We start from the raw sequence: 25,770 nt of genomic DNA, 5'->3' as shown, positions 1-25,770 counted from the left end.
GAACCTCAGGAGCGGCGGGCCCGCTTCGCCTTCCGCGGCGGCGGCAGTGCACCTTCCGCGCGAAGCCGCGCGGCGTGCTCGGCCAGCGCGTCCACCAGGTGCGGGACGTCCGCCTTCTCCGGCTGGACGTCGACCCGGAGCCCGAACTCCACCGCGGTCTCGGCGGTCTTCGGGCCGATGCACGCGACCAGCGTGCGGGTGTGCGGCTTGCCGGCGATGCCGACCAGGTTCCGCACGGTCGAGGACGAGGTGAAGCAGACCGCGTCGAAGCCGCCGGTCTTGATCATCTCGCGGGTCTCGGCGGGCGGCGGCGCCGCCCGGACGGTCCGGTAGGCCGTCACGTCGTCGATCTCCCAGCCGCGTTCGCGCAGGCCGGCCGACAGCGTCTCGGTGGCGATGTCGGCCCGCGGCAGCAGCACGCGGTCGACCGGGTCCAGCACGTCGTCGTACGGCGGGAACTCGGCCAGCAGGCCTTCGGACGACTGCTCGCCCGAGGGGATCAGCTCCGGGATGATGCCGAACGAGCGCACCTTCGCCGCGGTCGACTCACCCACACAGGCGATCTTCACGCCGGAGAACGCGCGGGCGTCCAGGCCGAACTCCTCGAACTTCTCCCACACCGCGCGGACCGCGTTGGTGGAGGTGAAGACGATCCACTGGTAGCGGCCGTCGACCAGGCCCTTGACCGACCGCTCCATCTGCGCCGGGCTGCGGGGCGGCTCGACCGAGATGGTCGGCACCTCGTGCGACGTCGCGCCGTGGCCGCGCAGGCGCTCGGCCATCTCGCCGGCCTGCTCCTTGGTGCGCGGCACCAGGACCTTCCAGCCGTAGAGCGACCGCGACTCCCACCACGACAGCTTCGAGCGCTGCCCGGCGGCCTGGCCGATCGTGACGATCAGCGGCCCGACGAGCTCGCCGGCGTCGTTGGCGACCTTCTCGAGCGTGGTGTCGAGGGTGCGCTGGGTGTTGATGGTGCCGTTCGCGGTGACCGCGACCGGGGTCGACGCCGGGACGCCGTTGCCGGTCAGCGCCGACGCGGCCTCGGCCAGGTGCGCCGACGTCGCGTGCAGCACCAGCGGGCCGGGCGCGGCGGCCAGGGCCGCCCAGTCGACGTCACCGCGGACGTCGACCTCGGTGTGCGTGCCGCCCAGCGCGACGCCCGCGTACGCCGGGACGGCCGCGGCCGGGGAGACACCCGGGATGACGTCGAACACGGCACTCGTGCGCGCGACCGCCTGGACCTCGGCCACCACGGCCGGGGTGGTCAGCGGGTCGCCCGCGACCAGCCGCAGCACCAGCCGGCCGGCCTTGGCCTCGGTGGTCAGGTCCTTGGCGACCTCGGTGGCCTCGCCGACGGCGGGCCGGACCTCGGCGCCTTCGGCGGCCATGGCCAGCACGGACTGCGGCACGTCGGGATCGGTCACCACCACTTCGGCCTTGGTCAGCAGCTCCTGGGCACGGACCGTGAGCAGGCCGGCGTCGCCGGGGCCGGAGCCCACGAACGCTACGCGCCCGGTGGTCTTTCGCGCGGGGGTCATCTGTGCGTTTCTCCTCTTGCGGCGGCCGTGCCCGATCGCCTGGCCGCAGGTCTCCTATGAATGTCTTTCGAAGCACTCTTTTCAGAGCTACAGCCTTCGAAAAGCGCTCGCGAGAGCGCTACTGAGCGGGACCGGAGAGGGCTCCGGCTCCGAGGTCCAGCAGCTCGGCGGCCAGGTCCTTGCCCAGCTGGGCAGCCTGGTCCTTGTCGGCCAGTGCGATGGCCCGGACCATGTCCACCGCACCTTCCTCGCCCTCGATCGCGGCGGTGCCGCGCAGCGAGATCCGTTCCACGACCTTGCCCTCGGCGTCGAGATCTTCGACGATCTCGGCGAGCGCGCCCACCGGCGCACTGCACCCCGCCTCGAGCGCGGCCAGCAGGGCCCGCTCGGCCGTCACCGCGGCCCGCGTGCCCTCGTCGTCCAAAGTGGACCGGAGCAGGTGCTCGAGGTCCACGTCGGCGGACCGGCACTCCACCGCCAGTGCACCCTGTGCGGGCGCGGGCAGCATCTGGATCGGGTCGAGGGTCTCGGTGATCGCCTCGACCAGTCCGACCCTGGCCAGTCCGGCACGCGCCAGCACCACGGCATCGAGCTCGCCGTCGGTCACCTTGCGCATGCGGGTGTCGATATTGCCGCGAATCGGCACGATTTCCAAACCGAGACCCAGCGCACGCAGCTGCGCGGTGCGCCGCGCGGCCCCCGTGCCCACCGTCGAACCCGGCGGCAGCTCACCCAGCGTGAGCCCGTCGCGCGCGATCAGCGCGTCCCGCGGGTCTTCGCGGGGCGGCACGGCGGCCAGCGTGATCCCGGGCTCCGGCGCCGTCGGCAGGTCCTTGTAGGAGTGGACGATGACGTCGACCTCGTTGCGCAGCAAGGCTTCCCGCAGCGCGGAGGTGAACACGCCGACCCCGATCGTCGCGATCGGCGCCAGCGACTTGTCGCCGGGGGTGGTCACCTTGACGATCTCGACCTCGACGCCGGTGGCGCGCAGGGCGTCGGCGACGGTCCCGGTCTGGGTGAGGGCGAGCTTCGAACCACGCGTACCCATGCGAATGACTCTGGTCACTACTACTTCTTCTCTGGTGGGGGCTTCGGGCTCGTCACCGCGGCGGGCGCCTGCGGGTCGAGGCAGAACAGTTCGCGCAACGCGTTCGCGTAGTCGGTGTCGGCCGTCTCCGCGGCCAGCTGCTTGACCCGCACCGTCGGCGCGTGCAGCAGCTTGTCGACCACCCGGCGGACCGTGCGGCCGACCTCCTCGCGGACGGCGCCGTCCAGGTCGGGCAGGCGGTTGTCGAGCCGCAGCAGCTCGGCGTCGACGACCTCGGCCGCGCGGCGGCGCAGCGCGGTCACCGTCGGCGTCACCTCGGCGCTGCGCTGCCCGGCGAGGTAGTCGCGCACCTCGTCGAGGACGATCCCGGTCGCCTTGGCGGTCTGGCGCTCGGTGGTCGGCGTCCCCGCCTCGCGCATCCGGCGCTGGATGGTGGCCAGGTCGACCACCCGGACGCCGGCGAGCTCGCCGACCTCCGGGTCGACGTCGCGGGGCAGGCCCAGATCGCAGACGACGAGGTCCCGGCCGCCACGCGGCAGCACGTGCCCGGGGCCGAAGACGGCGTCCTGCGCCCCGGTGCAGCAGATGACGATGTCGGCGTCACGGACCGTGCCGGCGACGGCTGACAGCGGGATCGCCCGGGCCGGCACGCCCTGTTCGGTGACGTTCGCGGCGAGCCGGCGGGCGCGGGCGTCGGTCCGGTTGGCCACGCTGATCTCGCCGATCCCGGCCTTCCGCAGCTGCGACGCGCTCAGCGCGCCCATCGAGCCGGCGCCGACGATGACCGCGTGCTTGCCGGTGACGTCCCCGGCCGCGGCGAGCGCTTCGGAGACGACCGACGCGCCGAGCTGGTCGAGCCCGGTCTCGGTGTGCACGCGCTTGCCGACGCGCAGCGCGGTCTGGATGAGCTCGTGCAGCGTGCGGCCGACGGTGCCGGCCTCGCGCGCGGTGGCGTAGGCGGAGCGGATCTGGCCGAGGATCTGCGTCTCGCCGACGACCATCGAGTCCAGGCCCGAAGTGACAGAGAACAGGTGCTCCACGGCGGCACCGGCGTAGTGCACGTACAGGGTCTCGTAGAGCTCGGCGGGCGCCATCCCGGCCTGGCGGGCGAGCACTTCGGACACGTCGTTGAGGCCGCCGTGGAAGGTCTCGACGACCGCGTAGACCTCGATCCGGTTGCAGGTCGAGACGAGCACGACCTCACTGACGTGCTCGGCCTGCTGCAGCTCGTCGAGGACCTTGCCGATCTCGGGCGCGGGCACCGCGACGCGCTCGAGCGTGCTCAGCTCCGCACTCCGATGCGAGAGCCCGACCGCCAACACGCTCATGCCGTCACCTCGCTGACGCTCGGCGAGCGCCTGAGCGGCTGCGCTGTGTTGAATGATTCACTCGCAAGCTCGCTCATGAGCGCACCACCATTTCCCGTCCGCCGTCCGGACCCGCGCCGTTCCGCCTGCCGTTCCCATTCTCGGACGGCACCACCGCACCGGGTAATCCGGAATTGCCCTGACTGCCGGCGGCCGGACCTTCACTGTCCGCGCGGCGGGCCACATGGAACGAGAGTATCTGCAGCTCCACGGCCAAATCCACTTTGCGGACCTCGATGTGAGCAGGAACTTGCAGCACGACGGGAGCGAAGTTGAGGATGCACTGGACACCGCCCGCGACCAGCCGGTCACACACCGATTGCGCCGCGGTGGGCGGAGTGGCGATCACACCGATGGAAATGCCGCGTTCGGCGCAAATGCGCGGAATGTCGTCCATGTGCGACACCGGGAGGCCACCGACCGGCACGCCGATCAGGTCCGCGTCCAGGTCGAACAGCGCTTCGACCGGGAAGCCGCGCCCCGGGAAGCCGCCGTAGTTGGCCAGTGCGTGGCCCAGGTTGCCGATCCCGACCACTGCAACCTTGTGCTGCCGGGTCAGGCCGAGGATGCGCTCGATCTGGCTGACCAGGACGCCGACCTCGTAGCCGACTCCACGGGTGCCGTAGGAGCCCAGGTAGGAGAGGTCTTTGCGCAGCTTCGCGGAATTGACGCCGGCGGCTTGCGACAGCTCTTCGCTGGAAACGGTCGTCGCGCCCTGTTCGGACATTGCGGACAACACCCGGAGGTAAACGGCCAGCCGCGCGACGGCGGCCTCGGGGATCGACTTCGCCCGGACGGCCTCGGGGGCATCCCCGTTGCGGCCCGGCTCACCGGTGGGTACCGCGGGCATTTCGGCGGTGGGAGCGTTGTCGGCGTCGAGGCCGGCCGGGCGGCGGGGCCGCCGGGGTGCCCGGCCCGGGGAGTCCGCCGCATCGCGCCTCCCCCGCTGTGTCACCACGCCGTAGTCTCCTGCCCGCTGTGCACGTCTGGCGGCCATCGCCATTCGGAACTGTGTCTTGACCCAGGGCCCGGAGTCCGGTTCGATACCGGCCCGCTCCGGGCGAGGAGTCCTACGGTAGACCACTTGTGAACGCACGCACAAAGTCACTGGTCGGAGGCGGTTCCCGGGCGCCGAGAGGGCGGCGGCGATCACGACACGGCGTCAGAATCCTTGCCCGGCAGGCACTTCCGGCTCCGGCGCGCACCGGCGGTGATCGAATGCCGGCCGGCGCCGGCGCCGGGCCACGCGGCGAGCGGCCCGCCTGGGCCGGTGAACGGCTCCGGCGCACTGGTCGGCAGCCGCCTCCGGAGGGCCGGGCTCAGCGGGCGTCGAGGGTGACCGAGTGCCAGCCGGTGGCGCCGTCGGGGACGGGGTCGGCGCGGTTCTCCGTCTGCGTGTAGCCGTCCTGGTCGGTGGCCCGGACGGACGCCTGGTGCGTCCCCTTCGGCACGTCGAGCTCGATCCACCACATCCGCCAGGTGTCCTTGCTCACCTCCGCCGCCAGCGTCGCCGGCTGCCACGGGCCCTGGTCCAGCCGGACCTCGACCTTCGCGATGCCGGTGTGCTGCGCCCACGCCGTGCCGGTCAGCCGGACCTTGCCCGCCGTGACGCCGGCGAACCCGTGTGGCGTGTCGATCCGCGATTCGGTCTTGATCGGCGCCTGCTCGGCCCACCCCCGGCTGAGCCAGTACGCCTGGCGGGCGTCCCACCGGGTGAATTCGAGCGATTCGACCCACTTCGTCGCCGACACGTAGCCGTACAGGCCGGGGATGACGATCCGCGCCGGGAAGCCGTGCTCGACCGGCAGGGGCTCGCCGTTCATCCCGATCGCCAGCATCGCGCCGCGGTCCGGGTCGAGCGCGACGTTCGCCGGGGTGCCGCACGTCCAGCCGTCGACGCTGGTGGCGAACATCTGCTCGGCGCCCGGCTGCACGCCTGCCTGGTCGAGCAGGTCGACGAGGTCGACGCCGAGCCAGGTGGCGTTCGAGATCAGCGGGCCGCCGACCTCGTTGGAGACGCAGGTCAGCGTGACGCGGCGCTCGACCAGCGGCCGGTTGCGGATGTCGGCGTAGGAGAAGCTCACCTCGCGGTCGACCATCCCGTGGATCTTGAGGCTCCAGTCCTCGGTGCGGATCTGCGGGACGACCAGCGCGGTGTCGATGCGGTAGAAGTCCGCGTTCGGCGTGAGGAACGGCGGCGAGCCGAGCTTCGCGAAGTCGGCGTCCGCGGGCAGCGGCGGCGCGGTGCGCGCGGGGACGAGCGGCCCCACGGCGGCCCGGGAGTCCTCGGCGTTCTTGCTGGTCCCGGCGACCTGGCCGACGACGGCGGCGATCCCCGATCCGGCGGCGACGCCGACCCCGGCGCGCAGGAACTTGCGGCGGTCGAACCCCCGCTCGCCGACGACGTCGACCGGCAGCGCGAGCCGGTGCAGGAAGGTGAACACCGCGAGCCCGGCGACCAGGGCGGCGACCGGCGCGAGCAGCGAAACCTGGCCGAGGTCGCTGCGCACGTACACGGCCGCGACGCCGGCGACGCCGAGGACGGCGACGAGCACCTGCCCGGCCCGCGGCGTCCGGCGCGAAAGCTGCCCGGCGACCAGCGCGAACAGGACCAGCACCACCCCGAGCCCGAGCTTGAGCACCGGCTTGTCCCAGGTGCCCAGCGTCCGCTCGGCCCACTTCACGACGGCGGTCGGGCTGTGGTCGATGACGTAGTTGGCCACCGCGATGAACGGCGACGCCGTGTACCCGACGAAGCCCGCGATCAGGTGGCCGACGCCGAGGGCGGCGGCCAGCGCGAGGAGGCCGATCAGCGTCGCGACCGGCAGCGAAAGCCGACGCGGCGCCTCGGGGGGCGCGTCCTGCAGAGTGCTCACGTCTCCATCTTCGGAGCACGCGCCCGCCGCGGCGGGCCGATGTGGCTTACGGACGTGTTACGGCTCGGCGTGGGGTCAGGCGAGCGCGCGCCGGAGCCGGTCCTCTTCGACGCGCCAGTACCCGTGCTCGGCGCCGTCGACCAGGATCACCGGGACGCGATCGCCGTACTCCGCCCGCCATTCCGGGTCGGTGTCGACGTCCTCGGCCTTCCAGGTGACGCCGAGCTCACCGCAGATCCGGGCGACCTCCGCCTCGGCGACCTCGCAGAGGTGGCAACCGTCCCGGCCCATCACCGTCACTTCGTGCGCCATGCGTCCTTCCTACCGCACCTACCGCAACCGCAGGCGGCGCAGCTTCCCGGTGGCCGAGTGCGGCAGCGACTCGGCGAACTCGACCAGGTGCGGCACCTTGTAGCCGGCCAGGTGGGCCGCGCAGTGGTCGGCGACCTGCTGCTCGGACAGCGCCGCCCCGGTCGCCGGCACGACGACCGCCTTCACCGCTTCGCCGCTGCGCTCGTCGACGACGCCGACGACCGCGGCCTCGGCCACCTCCGGCAGCTGCCCGATGACCTCTTCCACCTCGCGCGGGAAGACGTTGAAGCCGTTGACGATGATCAGGTCGTTGGCCCGGTCGACCAGGTGCAGGTCACCGTCGGTGTCGAGGTAGCCGACGTCGCCGGTGCGGAACCAGCCCTCGTCGTCGGGGCCGTGGCCGCCGTCGGGCCAGTAGCCGGAGAAGAGGTTGGCGCCGCGGATCGACACCAGGCCGGTCTCGCCATCGGCTTCGAAGACGTCGTCGACGTCGTCCGGGTCGAGCGGCACGGCCTGGTCGGTGCCGTCGCTGTCCACCAGCCGCAGCTCGATCCCGGGCAGCGGCCGCCCGACCGAGCCCGGCTTCGGGTAGCCGGTGACCAGCGTCGAGGTCACCACCGGCGCGCATTCGGTGAGGCCGTAGCCCTCGTAGACGTCGAGGCCGGTGGCCTCGCGGATGGCGGTCAGCACCTTCGGGTGCAGCGGCGCGGCGCCCGAGGTCATCCGCCGCACGGTGGCCAGACCGCGGCGGAGCTCGTCGGCGCCGAGCGCCGCGAACTCCCCGTACATCGTCGGGACGCCGGTGATCGAGGTGACGCCGTGTCCGGCGCAGTCGTCCAGCGTCCGCTGGGCCTCGAAGCGCTCCGAGAGGACCGCGGTCGCACCGACGGCGGTCGCCTGCAGGAGGCCGGGCCCGAGGCCGTAGACGTGGAAGAGCGGGATGGTGATCAGCACCCGGTCGTCGTGTTCGAGGACGCCCTCGACCGCGCCGATCTGCTCGAGGTTCGCCAGCAGCGCGCGGTGCGACAGCATCACCCCGCGCGGCGGCCCGGTGGTGCCCGACGTGTACGAAACGACCGCGATGTCCTCCCCGGACCGGCCGGCGTCGGCGAACTCGCCTCCTCCGTCCGGGTCACCCACGGGCGTGAGACCGCTCACGCCGTCCGGGAGGTCCTCGTCCGCATCGCGCTGGACGACGACCTTCGCGCCGCTGTGCTCGAGCAGCTTCGCGAGTTCAGGCCCGGGCACCTGCGGCGAGAGCGGCACGACGATCGCCCCCGCCCGCAGCGCGCCGAAGAAAGCGACCACGAAGTCCACCGACGTCGGCAGCCGCAGCCCCACCCGGTCGCCCGGCTCGACGCCCGCCTCCGCCAGCCGGCGGGCCTGGGCGTGGGCGGCCGCGTCGACCTGGCGGTAGCTCAGGCCGCGTCCGGTGCCGGTCTCGAGCACGGCCGGGTGCTCCGGCCAGGTGCCCGCGGCCCGTGTGAGCAGCCCGCCGACCCCCGGCTGCGTCCCCTCTGGAGCACTCACCCGCGACCTGCCTCTCCTCGCCCGGCGCGAACCGTTGCAAGTCTGTCATCTGAAGCGACGTCATGGGTGCTGACCGCGAGCGTCGCGTCTGCGCAACCCCGGAACCACTACCTACTTAGCGGTAACTACACGTATGCTGCACTGCGTCGCGCCGGTGTTGTTGATCACCGTCGCGACCGGAGAGAGGGAGTCGCCGTGAGGAACTTGCCTGCCCACGAGGTCGTGGGGCACGCGAGCCGGCCGGCCCCTGCTCGTCCGGATTCCGGGGGTACCGAGGCCCGCTGGGCCGAAGCCACCGCCGGAGGTGCCGCCCGATGACCGTCCCGACCGCCCTCAGCCGCGGGCCCGTCTCCATGTTCGCCGAGCGTGTCTTCGGGCGGACGTCGGCCGTGCCGCTGAGCAGGCAGGCCGCCGACGACGAGCGCGCCGAGGCGGCGAAGGCCGAGGCGTGGGACCTGGTGCGGGCCGCGCAGGACGGCGACTCGTCCGCCTTCGGCCGGCTCTACGACCGGTACGTCGACGTCGTCTACCGCTACGTGCTGTTCCGGCTCGGTGACCGCGACCTCGCCGAGGACGTCACCAGCGAGACGTTCCTGCGCGCGCTGCGCCGCATCACGTCGGTGAGCTACCAAGGGCGTGACGTCGGGGCCTGGTTCGTCACCATCGCCCGCAACCTCGTGCTCGACCACGTGAAGTCGAGCCGGTTCAAGCTCGAAGTGGTCACCGACGAGGTGACCGAGCCCGGTTCGGCGCCCTTCAGCGTCGGCGCGACCGTCCAGGTGGGCCCCGAGCAGGAGGCGATCAGCCGCGCCACCCGGGCCGAGCTGCTGCGCTGCGTCGCGGAACTGGGCGAAGACCAGCGGGAATGCATCGTCCTGCGGTTCCTGCAGGGCCTGTCCGTGGCCGAGACGGCCGAGATCATGAACCGCAACGAAGGGGCGATCAAGGCGCTCCAGCACCGTGCCGTGCGCCGATTGGCACAACTTCTGCCCACCGGATTGCGCTGAACCCGCGAACTTTTCCGCTCGTCGGCCGAAACCGGTAACCCTGGCGGCTTCTGGATCGTTACCCCACGCAGACCGGTGTCAAGACCGGCCGAAGCCCGGGATGGAGAGCAGCGCCGTGAGGTTTGCGCGTGAGCGAGCCGAGAGCGAGCGGTTCGCGCGCGCCCTGGAACCGTCGCCGGTCCGCCGCGACGGCGAGTTCGCCGACGAACTCGCGCTCGTCGGCGCGCTGCGCGACCTCGGCGCGGCCGGGGCCCCGGACCTGGAAACCCGGCAGCGGATCCGCGCGGAGATCGCGGGCCGCCTGGAGACGGCGGCGGCCACCACCCCACGTCGGAGGTGGCGGCCGCGGACCGCCGACCTGGTGGCCGCCGCGCTGTTCCTCTTCCTCGTCCTCTCGGGGCTGACGCTGGTGCTCTCGCGCACCGCGCTGCCCGGCGACCCGCTGTACAACGTCAAGCGCGCCGGCGAGTCGACCGCGCTGGGCCTGACGTTCGGAGACCAGCAGAAAGCGCGCAAGCACCTCGAATTCGCCACCAACCGGATCACCGAACTCGGCGAGCTGGCCGCCGAAGGCGCGAACGAAGCCGACTACCGGACCGCGTACGACGACTTCGCCGCCGACCTGCAGGCCGGCGTCGCCCAGATGTTCGCCGCGGCGACCAGCGACGGCAACGGCACGCAGGCGCTGTCCGACGTCCGGCTGTGGGCGCGCAACCAGGCGGCGAGGCTGGGCGCGCAACCGCTCCCGGCCGGCGCGGCGCCGGTGTTCGGCAACGTCCGGGACCTGCTGGGCAAGGTCCAGGAGCGCGCCAGCGGCCTGGTGGCGCGGATGAACTGCTACCGGATCACCGCCGGCACGTCCGACGAGCTGGGTCCGCTCCCGGCGACCGGCGAGTGCACGCAGCGGCCCCTCCCGTCCGCCGGCAGCCAGCCGACCTCGGCGTCGGTCTCGCCCTCGTCGCAGGACAGCACGGCACCGACCGCGACGGGCACGCAGCTGCCGCCGTCGGACGCCGCGGCGACCCCGGGCATCCCCGCACCGACCGGCGGGGTGACGCCGCCGCCGGTGTTCGGCCAGCCGCCGTCGACGACCTCCCGGCCGCCGGTGACGACCACCACCACGCCCTCGCCGCCGCTGCTGTCGATCCCGCCGCTGCTGCCGGGCCTGCCGCCGATCGTGATCGGCTGAGGTCCGGCCCACACCTGCGACGGCGCGGTGGGCAGCTCGCTACGCTGTGCAAAGGACCCGGAACGTGGCCGGACGTGGGCAGACGTGGAGGCGGTGTGCGTGTCAGCTTGGCGTGGCAGGGATAAGAGTCAGGAGCTGGAACGGCTCGCCGCGCTCGCCGGCGAGGCGTCGGCCGAAGCTGCCCACGCCCGTGTGGTCTCCGAAGCCGCCGAGCCCGCCGTCCCGCCGGCCCCGCCGGACCTGACCGCGGCCGCGTTCTTCGACGTCGACAACACGATGATGATGGGCGCGTCGATCTTCTACTTCGCCCGCGGGCTCGCGGCGCGCAAGTTCTTCACGTCGTCGGACCTCGCCGGGTTCGTCTGGGGCCAGATCAAGTTTCGCCTCGGCGGCCGCGAGAACAAAGAGGACATCAAGACCCACCGCGAGCGCGCACTGTCCTTTGTGGCCGGGCGCACGGTGGCGGAGCTGACGTCGATCAGCGAAGAGATCTACGACGAGCTGATGGCGGACAAGATCTGGTCCGGCACGCGCGCACTGGCCCAGATGCACCTCGACGCCGGCCAGCGCGTGTGGCTGGTGACGGCCACCCCGATCGAGCTGGCGGCGATCATTTCCCGCCGACTGGGGCTCACCGGGGCGCTGGGCACGGTCGCGGAGACGCGCGACGGCGTGTACACCGGCCGTCTCGTCGGGGACTTGCTGCACGGCCGCGCGAAGGCGCACGCGGTGCGGGCCCTGGCCTCCCGCGAGGGGCTGAACCTCAAGCGCTGCACGGCGTACTCGGACTCGGCGAACGACATCCCGATGCTCTCGGCGGTGGGCACCGCGGTGGCGGTCAACCCGGACGGCGGCCTGCGGGACGTGGCCAGGGCCCGCGGCTGGGAGATCCGCGACTTCCGCACCGGCCGCAAGGCGGCGAAGATCGGCGTGCCTTCGGTGCTCGGGGCCGGGGCGCTGGCCGGCGCCGTGGCGGCGGGCATGGCCTACCGCCGCCGCTGACTCCGGTACAGCCTGCTGTACCACCCTTCGGGTGTCCGCGGGAGTGACCGCACCCGCCGGTGACTGGTGTGCTTCTGCCATCGGAAAACGGCTTTCCCGAAGGGACAGTGTGGTGGCGACCCGTGTGGAAATCGGAGAAGAACGGACCGACGGCGGCTGGCGGGACGGCATCCGCCGTCGCCCGTTGACGTGGTTCTTCGTCCTGGCCAACCTGCTGAGCTGGCTCGCGTGGACGCCGTACATCCTGTCCGGCAACGGGCTGGGCGTGCTGCCCTTCCGCTTCCCGGAGGTGCTCGGCACGGCGCAGTTCGCCGGCGTCCTGCCCGGCGCCTACCTCGGCCCGATCGGCGCGGCGTTCTTCGTGACGGCGGTCGCCGACGGGCGCACCGGGCTCCGCCGCTGGACCGCGCGGCTGTTCAAGTGGCGCGTCAGCTGGCTCTGGTACGTCGGGGTGGTGCTCAGCGTGCCGGCGTTGCTGACGATCGCCACGGTGGCGTTGTCGGAGCAGAACCCCGTGCTGCCGGCGGTGGCGACGCTGGTGGCCTACGTGCCGGGCCTGATCCTGCAGCTGCTCACGACGGGCCTGGCGGAGGAACCGGGCTGGCGGGATTTCGCCCTCCCCCGGCTCCAGCACCGCTACGGGCCGCTGGGTGGCACGCTGATCCTGGGCCCGCTGTGGGGCGTGTGGCACCTGCCGCTGTTCTTCACCGAGTGGGGCGGCTGGCCGGACGTCACCTGGCTGACCCCGCTGGAGTTCATCGCCACCTGCGTCACGTTCAGCATCATCATGACGTGGGTGTTCAACCGCACCGGCCAGAGCCTGCCGCTGGCGATGCTGCTGCACACGAGCGTGAACAACTTCTTCTCGCTGGCCTGGTCGGAGATGTTCCCGGGCCTGTCGAGCCGCGACACGACGCACGCGTTCCTGCTCGCGTCCACGGCGGTGGCTCTCGTCCTGCTGCTCGCGACGCGCGGGCGCCTCGGCTACCGGCGACCGGAACTCACCGCCTGACCGGCCCGCGGCCGGCGGTGTCCCGCAGGTAGTGCAGCACCGCGGTCACCCGCCGGTCCGCCCGGTCGGCCGGCGCGAGGTCGAGCTTCGCGAAGATGCTGCGGATGTGCTTGTGCACCGCGCCGTCGGTCACGACGAGCCGTTCGGCGATCGCGCCGTTGCCCAGGCCCTCCGCCATCAGCGCCAGTACTTCGCGTTCCCGGGCGCTGAGGCGCTCGAGCCGGCTGTCCGGGCGGCTGCGCGTCAGCAGCTGGGCGACCACCTCCGGGTCGATGGCCGTACCGCCGTCCACGACCCGGTGCAGGGCTTCCAAGAACTCTTCGACGCGGCCGACGCGTTCCTTCAGCAGGTAGCCGAGCCCGGCGCCGCCGTCGGAGAACAGCTCCGTGGCGAACGCCTGCTCGACGTACGCGGAAAGCACCAGCACCGCGAGGCCGGGTTGCCGCCGGCGGGCCTCGACGGCCGCGACGATGCCCTCGTCCGTGTGCGTCGGCGGCATCCGGACGTCCACAATGGCCAGATCCGGCGCGTGTTCGTCCACGGCGGCGAGGAAGTCGTCGGCGTTGGCCACCGCCGCCCGCACGTCGACGCCCTCGGCGCGCAGCAGCATCGCGACCCCCTCGCGCAGCAGCAGGTCGTCCTCGGCGATCACGATCCGCACGGCAGGCTCACCCTCAGGGTCGTCGGGCCGCCGGCCGGGCTGGCCAGTGCGAACGACCCGTCGTGGGCTTCGACCCGGCGCCGGATGCCGGTCAGCCCGGACCCGCTGTCCTCGTGCGCCCCGCCGCGGCCGTCGTCGGTGACCTCCACGTGCACCCGGTCCCGCTCGCGGCGGAGCCGGATCGTCGCCGTGCTCGCCCCGCTGTGCTTGGCGACGTTCGTGAGCGCCTCGGCGACCACGAAGTAGGCCGTCACCTGGACCGAGACGGCCGGCCTGCCGGGCAGCTCGGCGTCGATCCGGCAGGCCACCGGGCAGTCGGCGGCCAGCGCGCTGAGCGCGTCGGGAAGGCTGCGTTCGGTCAGCACCGGCGGGAGGATACTGCGCACCACCCCGCGCAGTTCGGCGAGCGCCTGCTCGGCGGCGTCCTGGGCGCGATCGAGGATCTCCTCGGCCGCGGCGGGATCCCGCGTCAACGCCCGCTTCGCCGCACCGAGCAGCACGTTCACCGCGACCAGCCGGTTCTGCGTCCCGTCGTGCAGCGACCGTTCGATCCGCCGCAGTTCGACGGCGTGGGCGTCCAGCGCGGCCGCGCGCGTGGCGGTCAGCTCGGCGACGCGCAGCGCGAGGTCGGTCCCCCGGTGAGGCGCCAGCAGCCGCTTGGCCGGCCACTCCTGCAACCAGGCCAACGCCGGCGTGATCAGCACCAAGACGACCAGTGTCGCAACGCCGAACAGGCAGACCCCGAAGGCGTCACCCCAGTCCGTCGCCGTGAAGAACCCCTGGGCCGGAGTGGCGTCGCCGGGGGAGACGAACCACCACCAGACCGGGAACGACGCGTCGTGCATCACGTCGACGGCCAGGGTGAGGGAGATCAGGCTGAGGAGCAGCCCGAAGGTGCTGTGGCAGCCGAGCCAGCCCAGCTCCCGCCGGACGGTGACGTCGGCGAGGGCGGCACGCAGCCCGCGCGGTACCGGCGGCGGGGGCAGGATGTCCAGCCGCGCCCGCTCCCGGTCCGCCACGACGCGCAGCAGCCGCAACCCCAACGGGACGAGCAGCAAGCCGATCCCGGCGAGGCACAGCACGGCCGAGCCGAGCAGCCACAACAGCGCGGCCACGGCCAGTATCGCGGTTCCCATGCCGCCGACGAGGCGTTCGAGCGCGTCCAGCGCGGCCCGGGCGCGCGCGACCGGGTGCCGGCGCCGCGCGTCCTCGGTGGCCATCCACACCTCCTGGCCCGGAGAGGATAGAACACCTGCTCCGGCCGGGGTGACGGGCTCAGCCGCGGAAGACCGACTTCCGCTGCGAAAGCCGCCGGTACAGCGTCTGCTGGATCGACTCCCGCACCTGGTCGGTCAGCTGGAACACCAGCATCGGGTCGTCGACGGCGTCCGGGCCGTAGGCGTCCGTCGCGATCGGCTCGCCGAACTCGATGCTCCACTTGGTCGGCAGCGGGACCGCGCCCAGCAGGCCCAGCATGGGGAAGAACGGCGTCACCGGGAAGTACGGCAGCCCGAGCATCCGGGCCAGCACCTTGATGTCGCCGAGTTTCGGGTAGATCTCCTCGGCGCCGATCACCGACACCGGAATGATCGGCACGCCGGCGCGCAGCGCGGCCGACACGAACCCGCCGCGGCCGAAGCGCTGCAGCTTGTAGCGCGAAGCGAACGGCTTGCCGACGCCCTTGAAGCCCTCCGGCCACACCCCGACCAGCTCGCCCTGGCGCAGCAGGCGCTCGGCGTCCGCGTGGCAGGCCAGCGTCTGGCCGGACTTGCGGGCGAACGACCCCACGAGCGGCAGCTGGAAGACCAGGTCCGCGCCGAGGCCGCGCAGGTGCCGGCCGCCGGTCTCGTCGTGGACCGCCACCGCCGTCATCAGGGAGTCGAGCGGGATCGTGCCCGAGTGGTTGGACACCAGCAGCGCGCCGCCTGCCGCCGGGAGGTTTTCGACGCCGTGGGTGTCGACGCGGAACCACTTCTTGTACAGCGCGCGCAGCGGCGGCAGGAACACCGCCTCGGTGAGCTCGGCGTCGAAGCCGAACTCGTCGACCGTGTAGTCGCCGGTCAGCCGGTCGCGGATGAAGCCGAGCGCCGAGCGCGCGGCGTCCGACAGTGACTCCTCAACCGAGGGCTCGTCCGGCCCCGCCTGGTCGACGCCACCGGGGAACGCGACGACCGGCGCGTCGGCCCGGGCTGCTTCCTGCTCGCGCAGGTCCTGCTCCGCCGTCACCGCCTCGGGCTTCTCCCGGCCCGGTCCGTGCAGGGGGATGACCTGCGCCTCGGCACCGCCCACCGTTCCCGCCTCGCTTTCGAAGTCGTCCAAGTCGTGCGGCCTGGCTGTGACAACCGGAGCTTCGCTCCGGGCCGGGGGCTCCGCCACCCGGACCCCAGGAAAAGCTCTCATCGGCTCTGTCCGGTCGCGGCGGCCACCAGAACCTTGCCGGCCAGTCCGGCCAGCTTGCCGCCGTCGAGCACCGGGCGGAGCCCGCGTCCGACGATGTAGTCGTCGAACGCCTCACGCGTGGTCCACCGCGGGGTGTACCCGAACTCCTGCTTCAGCTTGGCGATGTCGACGACCCGGCCGAAGTTCAGCAGCCGGACCTGGTCGGCGGAGAAGTCCACGACGCGGGCGCCGCGCAGGACCTTGCCGACCGAGGGCACCACGCTCCGCGGCATCGGCAGCTCGACCCGGCCGGCTCGCCGGATCGCCTGCGAGAGGGTGAGTACCCCCTCCGCCCCGACGTTGAACACGCCGGGTTTGTCGGTCAAGGTCGCCCGTTCCAGCACGGACAGCGCGTCGGTGGAGTGCAGCAGCTGGATGCGCGCGTCGTAGCCGAAGACCGTCGGCACCACCGGCAGGGCGAAGTAGCGCGCGAGGACGGTGTCGGTCTCCGGGCCGATGATGTTGGCGAAGCGGAACAGCGTCGTGGTGATGTCCGGGCGGCGGCGCACCAGGCCGCGCACGTACCCCTCCATCTCGACGGCGTCCTTCGCGTACCCGCTGGTCGAGGTGGGGATGAGCTCGGAGTCCTCGGTGAACACCGCCTGCGAGCGGGCGCCGGCGCCGTAAACCGCCGCCGTCGACTTGACCACCAGCTTCCGGACCAGCGGGGAGCGCTGGCAGGCGGCGAGCAGCCGCATGGTGCCGATGACGTTGACTTCCTTGATCGCCGTGCGGCGGCCCGGGCCGGCCGGGTGCGCGGTGCAGGACGCGTGCACCACCGTGTCCACTTTGGCCGTGCTGATCACCTTGGCAATCAACGGGTTCCTGATATCCGCGCGGACGAACTCCGCGTGGCCCATGCGCTGCAGGACCGTCTTGTCGGGCGGCACCGTGTCGACACCGATGACCCGTTCGAAGTCGGAGTTGTTGCCCAGCCGGGCGAGCAGTTTCCCGCCCAATTCCCCGGCGACCCCGGTGACGAGCACGATGTTCGACGGCATGCGACTCCCTGCGGCGTAGGGCGTGTGGCGGGGTGGACGGTCACCCGAGGCGCGCGAACCTGCACTCACTGGAAGCATCGCGCGGACGCCCTTGAGATGTTACCGCTCTTCAGTGGTAGCTCAGGGGTGTCTCACGTGCTATTAACGCCGGTTTCCCCGGAAAGCGACGAACGCCTCACTCGAACGGGCGGACCTGCCCACCACATGGACGTGGCCCGTCCAGAGACTGGACGGGCCACGGCTACGCACGGCTGGGTCTTACTTGCCGGCCTTGCGACGCTGCACTCGCGTGCGGCGAAGCAGCTTGCGGTGCTTCTTCTTCGACATGCGCTTGCGGCGCTTCTTGATCACAGAGCCCATGGGCGCTCCTTAGGTCGACGTCGGTCACGCTGCCCGGCGCAGCGTCCAACGGGTGGAGCGCACAGGCACGAGCGGTTTTCCAGGTTACCCGTCACCCGTGGCGGGCCGGTCGGCGGGCACGTCGTAGCGCTGCGCGCCGCTGGCCACGGCGTGCCCGGCAGCCGGTTCAACCCACGTCGTAGTAGGCACCTTGGAGGTACTCGTGCACTGCTTTCTCCGGCACCCGGAAGGACTTCCCGACCCTGACGGCGGGCAGCTCACCCGAGTGCACGAGACGGTAGACGGTCATCTTGGAGACCCGCATCAGCGTGGCCACTTCGGCAACCGTCAGAAACTGGACCTGCCCGACAGCGGGCAAATCCTCCTTTTTGTTCGGAGACATGTTTACCGCGTCCTTCGACACGTGTCGCGCCACGAGGCTTCCCCACCTGTGGTATCGACACGCACGTGCTCTATCGAGAGTAGCGGGACTGGTGGGACTAATGCGACGCCTGTCACCGAGATGGGCTCCTACCAGCGCTAACGCACAAGCACCCGCGCGTGCAAGAGCCGGGCGATCGCCCTTTCCGGCGAAATCAGTCCTCGTCGTGCGCCTTACCGAGCTCCACGGAGCGGTCCTTGGCGGCCTCGATGGCGGCCAGCAGCGCGGCCCGGACGCCGTGCTTCTCGAGCTCGCGGATGGCGTTGATGGTCGTGCCCGCCGGCGAGGTCACGGCCTCGCGCAGCAGCACCGGGTGCTCGTCGGATTCGGCGAGCATCTTCGCCGCGCCGACGGCCGACTGGATGATCAGCTGCCCGGCGAGCGCCCGCGGCAGCCCCAGCAGGATCCCGGCGTCGATCATGGCCTCGACCAGGTAGAAGAAGTAGGCGGGCCCGGACCCGGACAGCGCGGTGACGGCGTCCTGCTGGCCTTCCGGCACCTCGACGACCTGCCCGACGTGCGAGAGCAGGTCCCGCACCACGGCGAGGTGCTCGGCGGTGGCGTACCGGCCGGCGGAGATGGCGCTCATGGCCTCGTTGACGAGCATCGGCGTGTTCGGCATGACCCGCACGACGGGAACGCCCTCGGCGAGCCGCCGTTCGTAGAGCGAGGTGGGCAGCCCGGCGCAGAGCGAGACCACCAGCGACGACGGCCCGAGCAGCGGCGCGAGTTCATCGAGAACGGGCTCGATGTCCTGCGGCTTGACGGCGACGACGAGGACATCGGCCCGTTTGGCGGCGTCCTCGACCTCGACGCCCTGGATGCCATAGCGGCTGGTCAGCTCTTCGACGCGGGCCGGGTACCGCTCGGTGAAGAGGAGGTCGCCGGCTTCGTGGCCGCCGTGCAGCAGCCCCGAGAGCAACGCCTCACCGATCTTGCCCGCACCCAGCACCGCGATGACCGTCATGAAGCCAAGCGTGCCAAACCCGCCGGGGGCGCGTGGTGCCGGGGCGAGGGTGCCGGGAGGGCAGACTCGCGGCGGCGCGCCTGGCCGCTGGGACGGGGCTCGCACCGCGCCTCACTCGCGCGGCAGAGCCACTCGGCGGGTTGGCGGTCGGCCGCGAAGCCACCGCGGCCGCCAGGACCGCCGCAACCAGGCCTCAGCCGCCCGGTGCCGGGGCCAGGCCCAGCTGCCGGGCCTGGCACACCAGCCGGCCCTGTGCGTCCACCACCGTCGCGTCCGAGTCGAACCAGGACTCGTGCACCGATCTCGACTCCACCACCACGCGCAGCCAGCCCGGCGCCGGGCGGGTGCGCAGCAGCGCCGTCAGCTGGACCGTCGGTGCCCAGCCGATGCGGCCGAGGTTCATCACCACCGGCGGGTTCACGTCGGAGGCCAGCAGCGAAAAGTACGGGTCGACCAGGCTGTGCCGCGGCCGGACCCACAGCCGCATCCGGGGTGGCTCGTCGGTGCGGCCCGTCAGGTAGCCCGCGGTCGCCGGGTCCAGCCGGACCTCGCACCCCTTGGCCAGGTTGAACGGCCCCTCGGTGCTCTCCGCCATCGCCAGCGCCCCGGGCGGCGGCTCGGCCGGCATCGACGGCACGTCGGTCCACTCCGGGCGGCGCATCGGGAGCCGGCCCGTCGTCACCCTGGCCTCGACGCAGCTGCGGCCGCGCTGCTCCAGCCGGACCTCGACCACCGTCGCCCGGCGGCCGACCTTGCGGACGTCCGTGCGCAGCAGCACCGGGCCGAGCGCGGGCGCGTGCAGGAATTCCGCGCTGACGACCAGCGGCTCCGCGTGCGGCTCACCGCGCTCGTGCAGGGCGGCGATCGCCGCCCGGGCCAGCAAAGCAATCAGGAAACCCCCGTGCGGATGGGAACCGATGGCCCATTCCGCACGCAGCACCGCGGTGAAGGTGCCGTCCCCCAGCGACCGCGCCGCACTCGCCGTGTCGAAGGACACGGCGGTGCCGTCCATTCCGCTCACGAAGGGTCCGCGCCATTTCGGGAATCGGGGGAGGTGACGAGCAATGAGAGCGACGGGTTCACGGTCCGAACTTTACGGGTTCGACCGGCGGAAATGCACTCGGGCGTGGATATGCCGGCGCGGTTATTGACCGAGGTGGAACCGCGCGAACAACAACGCCTCGGCCAGGTCGCGGACGCGCTGGGCCGGTGCGACGGCGTGCCGGGTGTTGATCTCCAGCACGATCTGCCCGGCGAAACCGTTGCTGACCAGCTTCTCGAGCAGTTCGGCGCAGGGCTGGCCGCCGCGCCCGGGTACCAGGTGTTCGTCCTTCGGGAGGCCGGTGCCGTCGGCCAAGTGGACGTGTGAGAGGCCGTCACCCATCCGCTGGGCCAGCGCCAGCGCGTCCATCTCGGCTGCCGCTGTGTGGGACAGGTCGAGCGTGTAGTGCCGGAACCCGACGTCCGTCGGATCGATCGACGGCCGGAACGCGGACACGCGCGAATTCTTCGAACCACCCGGCGGCCGGACCTTGAACATGTTTTCCACGGCGATTTCGACGCCGCTCGAGTCCTCCAGTTCGGCGACCAGATCGCCGAACGCATCCCCGTACCGGCGCTGCCAGCGGAACGGCGGATGCACCACCACCGTGCGCGCGCCGAGTTCTTGAGCGGCGTCGACCGACATCCGCAGCCGCACGACCGGGTCCGGAGACCAGATCCGCTGGGTGATCAGCAGTGATGGCGAGTGCACCGACAGCACGGGCACACCGGTGCGCCGCGACCAGCGCCGCAGCGCCGTGACGTCCTGGCTGACCGGGTCGGCCCAGACCATCACCTCGACGCCGTCGTAGCCGAGCTCGGCGGCCAGCTCGAAGGCCGTGCCGGCCTTGAGGGGCCACACGGACGCCGTGCTGAGTCCGACGGGGACCGGCTGCTCGTCTGTCACGCGCGCCATCCTGCCTCGCCGGCGGTGGGTGCGCGGAGCCGCCGGGGCGCTAACGGGACGCGGATCACCGCGCCCGTGTCAGGCGTCAGCGGCCGACGAGCAGCAGCGCCGCGGGCGAGACCGTCACCACCAGGCCCACCAGCACCGCCAGCACGGTGGTCTGCAGGTCTTCGGCGCGGCGGATCTTCCGCACGATCCAGACCAGCGCGACGACCACCAGCAGCGCGGCGATCAGCGCGGCAGCCGGGAGGTTCACCCACAGCCAGTTGAAGCCGAGCCAGACGGCGGCGCCGCCGACGACGCCCATCGCGAGCTGGCCGGCCAGGGCCAGCCACTGCTTGCCGGGCGAAGCCGCGGGTTCCGGCTCCGCGACCGGTTCGGGCGCGTCGTCGTACTCGTCGTCTTCGTAGCCTTCGCCCTGCTCGTAGGCGTAGTCGTCCTGCTCGAAGTCCGGGCCGTCCGCCGGGTAGTCGTCGGCGAACTCGCGCTCGTAGGGCTCGAGGTCGTCCGGGACCGGCGCCCGCGAGGCCCGGTCGCCGGGCGCGAACGGCATCGGCGGCGGGTACGCGCCGGTCGGCGGCCCCTCGTCGTAGGCGGCCTGGAAGCCGCTGCCTTGCGGGGCGAAGCCGTCGGGCTCGAAGTCGTCCTCGGGATAGCCGTCGTCCGGGGCGTCGGTGGGCACCACCGGCATGACGCCGATCTCGGTGTCCTCCATCTGCTCCTTCTGCCGCCGCTTGCGCCAGTTCGCCAGGCCAGCGGGCGAGGTCGGCTCCGGCGGCTCGGGCTTCTTGCCCTTCTTCGGCGCGGGCGGGGCGGGCGGCTCGTCGTCGGGGACCGCCGAGAACTGCTCGGTGTGGTCCTCGCGCTTCGGCTCGGGGCGGCGCGTCGGGGCGCGGCGCGGGCGGCCGGGCGCGGCGGGCGGCGGCGCGAACGTTCCACTGGCCATCGGGCCCGGCGGGACGTCGATGTCGGCGTCCGGGGTGCCGTTGAGGCCGTCGAGCCGGGCCGACAGCGGGCCGCCGGGCGGCGGGGTCGGCAGCTGCTGCGAGGGCTGCGGCGGCGGCACCGGCATCTGCTGGGACGGCTGCGGCGGGCCGGGGCGGCGCCGGACCGGCGGAACGGCACGGGTCTCCTCGGCCGACGGCGGCGGAACCGGCAGCTGCTGCGAAGGCGGCGGCACCGGCATCTGCTGGGACGGCTGCGGCGGGGGCTGGCGGCGCGGCGCGGCGCGCGGCGGCACCGGCAGCTGGGCCGATTCCGGCGGCCGCGGCGGCGCGGGCTCCGGCGCGGCCGGGCGCGCGAACTGGCCCGATTCCTGCGGCGGCCGGGCGTACTGCCCGGATTCCTGCGGCGGCACCGGGCGGGCGTACTGGCCGGACTCGGCACCGCCGGGGGCGGGCCGCGCCGGGGGCGGCGGCACCGGCCGGGGCAGCGGCTGGGAGTCCTGCGGCACCGCGCGGGGCGCGGGCGGCGGCGGGGACGGCGGCTCGGCGCGACGTCGTCCGGCGGGCCGCGCGGGGGGCGCCGGCGGGGGCGGCGAGCCCTCCGAGGCCACCCGGTCGATGATCGCCTGCGGGCCGGTGTCGCTCACGCCGGGCCGCCGGTGGGAGCCGGTGGCGCCGGGCGGGGCTTCCGGGGTGGCGGGTTCGTCGTCGTCATCGACGGCGCGCCGACGGCGACGGCGTCCGCCGTCGACCTGGGCACCGTGCTGGGCGAGCAGCTCAGCCACGGTCTTCTGCGGCTGGTCGCCTCCGGTCTGGTCCGTCATACCTGGTGATCCCCTGCGCGCACCGAGTTGCTTCCAGCACCTCGCGGAGTGGTACCCGACGGCCCACCGGCGGCGCCGCGCGCGCTGTACACCGACCTCTGCATGTCCGTCACCTCTCCACCGTGCCTGTTATCCGTCCGGGAAGTCCAGCCGCGTGCTTTCACCGGTCCTCCTGTGCGCCGAAGCGCCCCACGAGGGCGGCTCCAGTCTCATCCGCGCTGTTCGAATGGTCCAGCCGCCGCAGGATGACACCCTCTCGCAGAGCCCACGGGCAGATCTCGAGTTCCGGCACACCGAGCGCCCGCATCGTCGCCTGCGCGACGAGCGCACCCGCCACCAGCTGGTGCGATCGGCTCGAGCTGACGCCCTCGAGGTGCGCGAGATCGGCCGAGGGCATCCGCGAGATGAAGGCCAGGAGCTGGCGCAATGCGGTGTCCGTGAGCGTACGTCGGACGCGCGGGCCCGCCGCCGAGGGGGCGGCGCCGGTCAGCCTGGCGAGGGAGCGGAACGTCTTCGACGTCGCCACGACCCGATCGGGTTCACCCCATTTGGTGACCTTGTGCGCGAGTTCGGTGAGCTGGTCGTCCAGCCACGCGGACGTCGCGACGAGTTCCGAGCGCGTCGGCGGGTCGTGGCGGAAGCGGGTGCGCGTGGTGCGCCCGGCGCCCAGTGGCAGCGATTCGGCCAGCACCGGCTCCTCGTCGCGGCCCATGGCGATCTCGAGGGAGCCGCCGCCGATGTCGAGCACCAGCAGCTGCCCGGCCGACCAGCCGTACCAGCGGCGGACGGCGAGGAACGTGAGCCTCGCTTCGTCGGTACCCGAAAGGACCTGCAGGTCGACGCCGGTTTCCTCGGCGACCCGGGCGAGCACCTTCACCGAGTTCTTCGCCTCGCGGACCGCGGAGGTGGCGAACGCCATGACCTCTTCGCAGCCGAGCCGGGTGGCGGCGTCCTTCGCGGACTGGACCGCGGTGCAGAGCTCGTCGGCACCGGCCCGGCTGAGCTCACCGCCCCGGGTGATCCGCTCGGCCAGCCGCAGCACGGACTTCTCGGAATGCATCGGCGTCGGGTGGGCGCCCCGATGGGCGTCGACCACGAGCAGGTGGACGGTGTTGGAACCGACGTCGAGTACCCCTAGGCGCACGGGGGTCCAGGGTACCGGGCCCAGCGTCAGGTCTCGAACATGTAACCAACAACACTCGGTGCGGTACCGCCCCGGCGCGCCTGCGAGGCCGCCGATATCGGGCGATACCGCACCTGATCGGGCTTACGTCTCGAACTTGTAGCCCAGGCCGCGAACCGTGACGAGGTGCCGCGGCGAGCCCGGGTCGGGTTCGATCTTCGACCGCAGCCGCTTCACGTGGACGTCGAGCGTCTTCGTGTCGCCGACGTAGTCCGCGCCCCACACCCGGTCGATCAGCTGCCCGCGCGTCAGCACGCGACCGACGTTGCGGAGCAGGTACTCGAGCAGGTCGAACTCCTTGAGCGGGAGCGACACGTCGGCGCCGTCGACGGTCACCACGTGCCGCTCGACGTCCATCCGGACCGGGCCCGCCGACAGCACCAGCGGAGCCAGCTCGCCCTCGGAGCCGGGCTCGCCGCCGCGGCGCAGCACCGCGCGGACCCGGGCGATCAGCTCGCGGGCCGAGTACGGCTTGGTGACGTAGTCGTCCGCGCCCAGCTCGAGGCCCACGACCTTGTCGATCTCGCTGTCGCGCGCGGTCACCATGATGACCGGCACGGCGGAGCGCTGGCGCAGCTGCTTGCAGACGTCGGTGCCGCTCATCCCGGGCAGCATGAGGTCGAGCAGCACGATGTCGGCGCCGTTGCGGTCGAACTCCTCCAGCGCGGCCTGGCCGGTGCCGGCCACGGCCGCGGTGAACCCTTCCTTGCGCAGCAGGAAGGCGAGGGGGTCGGCGAACGACTCCTCGTCCTCGACGATGAGAACCCTGGTCACAGGTTTCCTCCATGATCTGGGCTGTCCTGCCCGGTAACCACGAGCCTCTGGGTGCGCTCGGGGGTCTTCTCCTGCCGCGGTGCCGGCGAGGTCTTGGCCGCCCGCGCCGGCTCGGTGGCCGGTTCGGGGCTGACGTGCGCGGGGATGCGCAGGGTGAACGTCGAGCCGGTGCCCTGACGGCTCCACAGCCCGACGGAGCCGCCGTGGTTGGCCGCGACGTGCTTGACGATCGCCAGGCCGAGGCCGGTGCCGCCGGTGGCGCGGGAGCGGGCCTTGTCGGCCCGGTAGAAGCGCTCGAACACGCGCTGCTGCTCGTCCTCGGCGATGCCGATGCCGCGGTCGGTGACGGCGATCTCGACCATCCCGTCGGCGAGCCGCCGGGAGATCGACACCGGGCTGCCGGCCGGCGAGTACGCGACCGCGTTCTCCAGCAGGTTCGACAGCGCGGTGACCAGCAGCGTCCGGTCGCCCTCGATGAGCAGGCCGCTCGGGTTGTCGGTGGTGATCCGGATGTCCGCCGACTCGGCCGAGAGGGTGGTGCGGCCGAGCGCCTCGCGGACGACCGCGTCGACCTCGACGACGTTGAGGTCGGGCAGCCGTTCGGCGCCCTGCAGCCGCGACAGCGCGATCAGCTCGGTGACGAGCTGGCCGAGCCGGGTGGACTCGCGCAGGATCTTGCCGCCGAAGCGGCGGACCTCCGCGACGTCCTCGGCGGCGTCGAGCACGGCCTCGGTGAGCAGCGCGATCGCGCCGACCGGGGTCTTGAGCTCGTGGCTGACGTTGGCGACGAAGTCGCGGCGGACGGCCTCCAGCCGGATGGCTTCGGAGTGGTCGACGGCCTCGACGACGGTGAAGCCGTCGCCGAGCGGCCGGACCTGGCCGAGCACCGCCTCCGGCTGGCGGCCGCGCGCTTCGAGCGGCGAGAGATCGATTTCCAGGGCTTCGTCGGTCTCGACGACCTGCTCGGCGGCCTTGCGGGCCCGCGGGTCGGCCTGGTTGACCTTGACCAGGCCCAGCTCGTAGGCACGCGGGTTGTGCAGCACCATGTCGCCGAACCGGTTGAGCACGACGATGCCGTTGTTGGAGGAGCGGACCAGCCGTTCGAGGAGCTCGGCGACGGTCGGACCCGGTGGCCGGACCTCTTCCCGGCGGGTGCGGGCCCGCGCCAGGAAGTAGCCGACCACCGCACCGGCCACCAGAGCTCCGATGGCCAATGCGAGTGAAACAGGCGTGGTCACGGGCCGATCGTAAGCTGAGAAGTGGCCCTTCGGCCTAGCGTTGTCCGCCTTGTCGTGAGCACCGCGACACCTGCGGAGGACAAGTTCGCCGGGGCTTCAGGCCGCGTTCACCCGATCGATTCCCCGGCG

The 25,770-nt window shown here is 72.4% G+C and carries 24 protein-coding genes; 4 read left to right on the top strand and 20 right to left on the bottom strand.

Annotated elements, in window-relative coordinates; translation table 11 throughout:
- Window positions 1-5: 5 nt before the first annotated feature.
- From ISP_RS02470 to ISP_RS02440, 7 genes are all read right to left on the bottom strand, one after another.
- Window positions 6-1,538, bottom strand: a complete 1,533-nt coding sequence (locus ISP_RS02470; protein WP_013222417.1) for a bifunctional uroporphyrinogen-III C-methyltransferase/uroporphyrinogen-III synthase — start codon at window positions 1,536-1,538, stop codon at window positions 6-8.
- A gap of 118 nt (window positions 1,539-1,656) precedes the next feature.
- The gene (gene hemC, locus ISP_RS02465) at window positions 1,657-2,586 is read right to left on the bottom strand and encodes a hydroxymethylbilane synthase (RefSeq protein ID WP_013222416.1); all 930 of its coding nucleotides are present in this window, start codon (window positions 2,584-2,586) and stop codon (window positions 1,657-1,659) included.
- Between the two features lie 20 nt (window positions 2,587-2,606).
- Window positions 2,607-3,914 carry a glutamyl-tRNA reductase gene (locus tag ISP_RS02460; RefSeq protein ID WP_013222415.1) on the bottom strand — a complete coding sequence of 436 codons (1,308 nt, stop codon included), beginning with the start codon at window positions 3,912-3,914 and terminating at the stop codon, window positions 2,607-2,609.
- A gap of 73 nt (window positions 3,915-3,987) precedes the next feature.
- The gene (locus ISP_RS02455; RefSeq protein ID WP_013222414.1) at window positions 3,988-4,911 is read right to left on the bottom strand and encodes a redox-sensing transcriptional repressor Rex; all 924 of its coding nucleotides are present in this window, start codon (window positions 4,909-4,911) and stop codon (window positions 3,988-3,990) included.
- Between the two features lie 361 nt (window positions 4,912-5,272).
- Window positions 5,273-6,829: a molybdopterin-dependent oxidoreductase gene (locus ISP_RS02450; protein WP_013222413.1), complete on the bottom strand. Its 1,557-nt coding sequence runs from the start codon at window positions 6,827-6,829 to the stop codon at window positions 5,273-5,275.
- A gap of 75 nt (window positions 6,830-6,904) precedes the next feature.
- Window positions 6,905-7,141 carry a glutaredoxin family protein gene (locus ISP_RS02445; protein ID WP_013222412.1) on the bottom strand — a complete coding sequence of 79 codons (237 nt, stop codon included), beginning with the start codon at window positions 7,139-7,141 and terminating at the stop codon, window positions 6,905-6,907.
- A gap of 18 nt (window positions 7,142-7,159) precedes the next feature.
- Window positions 7,160-8,671: a long-chain-fatty-acid--CoA ligase gene (locus ISP_RS02440; protein ID WP_013222411.1), complete on the bottom strand. Its 1,512-nt coding sequence runs from the start codon at window positions 8,669-8,671 to the stop codon at window positions 7,160-7,162.
- 314 nt (window positions 8,672-8,985) lie between these two features.
- On the opposite strand from ISP_RS02440, the gene ISP_RS02435 reads away from it, so the two are divergent.
- The 4 genes from ISP_RS02435 to ISP_RS02420 all read left to right on the top strand — a co-directional run bounded on the left by ISP_RS02435 (window position 8,986) and on the right by ISP_RS02420 (window position 12,881).
- Window positions 8,986-9,678: a sigma-70 family RNA polymerase sigma factor gene (locus tag ISP_RS02435; protein WP_013222410.1), complete on the top strand. Its 693-nt coding sequence runs from the start codon at window positions 8,986-8,988 to the stop codon at window positions 9,676-9,678.
- Window positions 9,679-9,793: 115 nt separating this feature from the next.
- Complete coding sequence (locus tag ISP_RS02430) at window positions 9,794-10,867, top strand: DUF5667 domain-containing protein (RefSeq protein WP_013222409.1); 1,074 nt, start codon at window positions 9,794-9,796, stop codon at window positions 10,865-10,867.
- A gap of 99 nt (window positions 10,868-10,966) precedes the next feature.
- On the top strand, window positions 10,967-11,869 hold the full coding sequence (locus ISP_RS02425; protein ID WP_034285915.1) for an HAD family hydrolase: 903 nt from the start codon (window positions 10,967-10,969) through the stop codon (window positions 11,867-11,869).
- A 112-nt stretch (window positions 11,870-11,981) separates the two neighbouring features.
- On the top strand, window positions 11,982-12,881 hold the full coding sequence (locus tag ISP_RS02420; protein ID WP_230468686.1) for a CPBP family intramembrane glutamic endopeptidase: 900 nt from the start codon (window positions 11,982-11,984) through the stop codon (window positions 12,879-12,881).
- Here the strand turns inward: ISP_RS02420 and ISP_RS02415 are convergent.
- The 13 genes from ISP_RS02415 to ISP_RS02355 all read right to left on the bottom strand — a co-directional run bounded on the left by ISP_RS02415 (window position 12,871) and on the right by ISP_RS02355 (window position 25,641).
- Window positions 12,871-13,542, bottom strand: a complete 672-nt coding sequence (locus ISP_RS02415) for a response regulator transcription factor (protein ID WP_013222406.1) — start codon at window positions 13,540-13,542, stop codon at window positions 12,871-12,873. The genes ISP_RS02420 and ISP_RS02415 overlap by 11 nt on opposite strands.
- The gene (locus ISP_RS02410) at window positions 13,530-14,762 is read right to left on the bottom strand and encodes a sensor histidine kinase (protein WP_013222405.1); all 1,233 of its coding nucleotides are present in this window, start codon (window positions 14,760-14,762) and stop codon (window positions 13,530-13,532) included. Before ISP_RS02410 ends, ISP_RS02415 begins: the two co-directional genes overlap by 13 nt.
- Window positions 14,763-14,817: 55 nt before the next feature.
- The gene (locus ISP_RS02405) at window positions 14,818-15,861 is read right to left on the bottom strand and encodes a lysophospholipid acyltransferase family protein (RefSeq protein WP_013222404.1); all 1,044 of its coding nucleotides are present in this window, start codon (window positions 15,859-15,861) and stop codon (window positions 14,818-14,820) included.
- Window positions 15,862-15,938: 77 nt separating this feature from the next.
- Window positions 15,939-16,982: an NAD-dependent epimerase/dehydratase family protein gene (locus ISP_RS02400; protein WP_013222403.1), complete on the bottom strand. Its 1,044-nt coding sequence runs from the start codon at window positions 16,980-16,982 to the stop codon at window positions 15,939-15,941.
- Window positions 16,983-17,240: 258 nt separating this feature from the next.
- Window positions 17,241-17,342: a 30S ribosomal protein bS22 gene (locus ISP_RS02395; protein ID WP_007030867.1), complete on the bottom strand. Its 102-nt coding sequence runs from the start codon at window positions 17,340-17,342 to the stop codon at window positions 17,241-17,243.
- Window positions 17,343-17,508: 166 nt separating this feature from the next.
- Window positions 17,509-17,724, bottom strand: coding sequence for a helix-turn-helix domain-containing protein (locus ISP_RS02390; protein ID WP_013222402.1), 216 nt, complete (start codon window positions 17,722-17,724; stop codon window positions 17,509-17,511).
- 193 nt (window positions 17,725-17,917) lie between these two features.
- Entirely contained in the window at window positions 17,918-18,730 is an 813-nt protein-coding gene (gene proC, locus ISP_RS02385) for a pyrroline-5-carboxylate reductase (RefSeq protein WP_013222401.1), read from the bottom strand.
- Window positions 18,731-18,923: 193 nt separating this feature from the next.
- Window positions 18,924-19,742: a thioesterase family protein gene (locus ISP_RS02380; RefSeq protein ID WP_013222400.1), complete on the bottom strand. Its 819-nt coding sequence runs from the start codon at window positions 19,740-19,742 to the stop codon at window positions 18,924-18,926.
- A gap of 132 nt (window positions 19,743-19,874) precedes the next feature.
- The gene (locus ISP_RS02375) at window positions 19,875-20,687 is read right to left on the bottom strand and encodes a sugar phosphate isomerase/epimerase family protein (protein WP_176742120.1); all 813 of its coding nucleotides are present in this window, start codon (window positions 20,685-20,687) and stop codon (window positions 19,875-19,877) included.
- 76 nt (window positions 20,688-20,763) lie between these two features.
- On the bottom strand, window positions 20,764-22,446 hold the full coding sequence (locus ISP_RS02370) for a hypothetical protein (RefSeq protein WP_014466555.1): 1,683 nt from the start codon (window positions 22,444-22,446) through the stop codon (window positions 20,764-20,766).
- A gap of 160 nt (window positions 22,447-22,606) precedes the next feature.
- Window positions 22,607-23,590 carry a Ppx/GppA phosphatase family protein gene (locus ISP_RS02365; protein WP_013222397.1) on the bottom strand — a complete coding sequence of 328 codons (984 nt, stop codon included), beginning with the start codon at window positions 23,588-23,590 and terminating at the stop codon, window positions 22,607-22,609.
- Window positions 23,591-23,713: 123 nt separating this feature from the next.
- The gene (locus ISP_RS02360) at window positions 23,714-24,403 is read right to left on the bottom strand and encodes a response regulator transcription factor (RefSeq protein WP_013222396.1); all 690 of its coding nucleotides are present in this window, start codon (window positions 24,401-24,403) and stop codon (window positions 23,714-23,716) included.
- A complete protein-coding gene (locus tag ISP_RS02355) occupies window positions 24,400-25,641 on the bottom strand; it encodes a sensor histidine kinase (protein ID WP_034285858.1) in 1,242 nt (413 codons plus the stop codon). Before ISP_RS02355 ends, ISP_RS02360 begins: the two co-directional genes overlap by 4 nt.
- Window positions 25,642-25,770 lie beyond the last annotated feature (129 nt).

Source organism: Amycolatopsis mediterranei (assembly GCF_026017845.1).
In the GTDB taxonomy this organism is placed as follows: domain Bacteria; phylum Actinomycetota; class Actinomycetes; order Mycobacteriales; family Pseudonocardiaceae; genus Amycolatopsis; species Amycolatopsis mediterranei.
The sequence above is the reverse complement of the archived record's forward strand: the minus strand, read 5'-3'. Positions and strand labels throughout refer to the sequence as shown.

Coding starts and splice junctions, on each gene's coding strand:
- ISP_RS02470 (WP_013222417.1), bottom strand. CDS start 1,538: ATGACCCCCGCGCGAAAGACCACCGGGCGCGTAGCGTTCGTGGGCTCC.
- hemC (WP_013222416.1), bottom strand. CDS start 2,586: ATGGGTACGCGTGGTTCGAAGCTCGCCCTCACCCAGACCGGGACCGTC.
- ISP_RS02460 (WP_013222415.1), bottom strand. CDS start 3,914: ATGAGCGTGTTGGCGGTCGGGCTCTCGCATCGGAGTGCGGAGCTGAGC.
- ISP_RS02445 (WP_013222412.1), bottom strand. CDS start 7,141: ATGGCGCACGAAGTGACGGTGATGGGCCGGGACGGTTGCCACCTCTGC.
- ISP_RS02435 (WP_013222410.1), top strand. CDS start 8,986: ATGACCGTCCCGACCGCCCTCAGCCGCGGGCCCGTCTCCATGTTCGCC.
- ISP_RS02410 (WP_013222405.1), bottom strand. CDS start 14,762: ATGGCCACCGAGGACGCGCGGCGCCGGCACCCGGTCGCGCGCGCCCGG.
- ISP_RS02400 (WP_013222403.1), bottom strand. CDS start 16,982: ATGCCGTCGAACATCGTGCTCGTCACCGGGGTCGCCGGGGAATTGGGC.
- ISP_RS02395 (WP_007030867.1), bottom strand. CDS start 17,342: ATGGGCTCTGTGATCAAGAAGCGCCGCAAGCGCATGTCGAAGAAGAAG.
- ISP_RS02390 (WP_013222402.1), bottom strand. CDS start 17,724: ATGTCTCCGAACAAAAAGGAGGATTTGCCCGCTGTCGGGCAGGTCCAG.
- proC (WP_013222401.1), bottom strand. CDS start 18,730: ATGACGGTCATCGCGGTGCTGGGTGCGGGCAAGATCGGTGAGGCGTTG.
- ISP_RS02380 (WP_013222400.1), bottom strand. CDS start 19,742: ATGGACGGCACCGCCGTGTCCTTCGACACGGCGAGTGCGGCGCGGTCG.
- ISP_RS02375 (WP_176742120.1), bottom strand. CDS start 20,687: ATGGCGCGCGTGACAGACGAGCAGCCGGTCCCCGTCGGACTCAGCACG.
- ISP_RS02370 (WP_014466555.1), bottom strand. CDS start 22,446: ATGACGGACCAGACCGGAGGCGACCAGCCGCAGAAGACCGTGGCTGAG.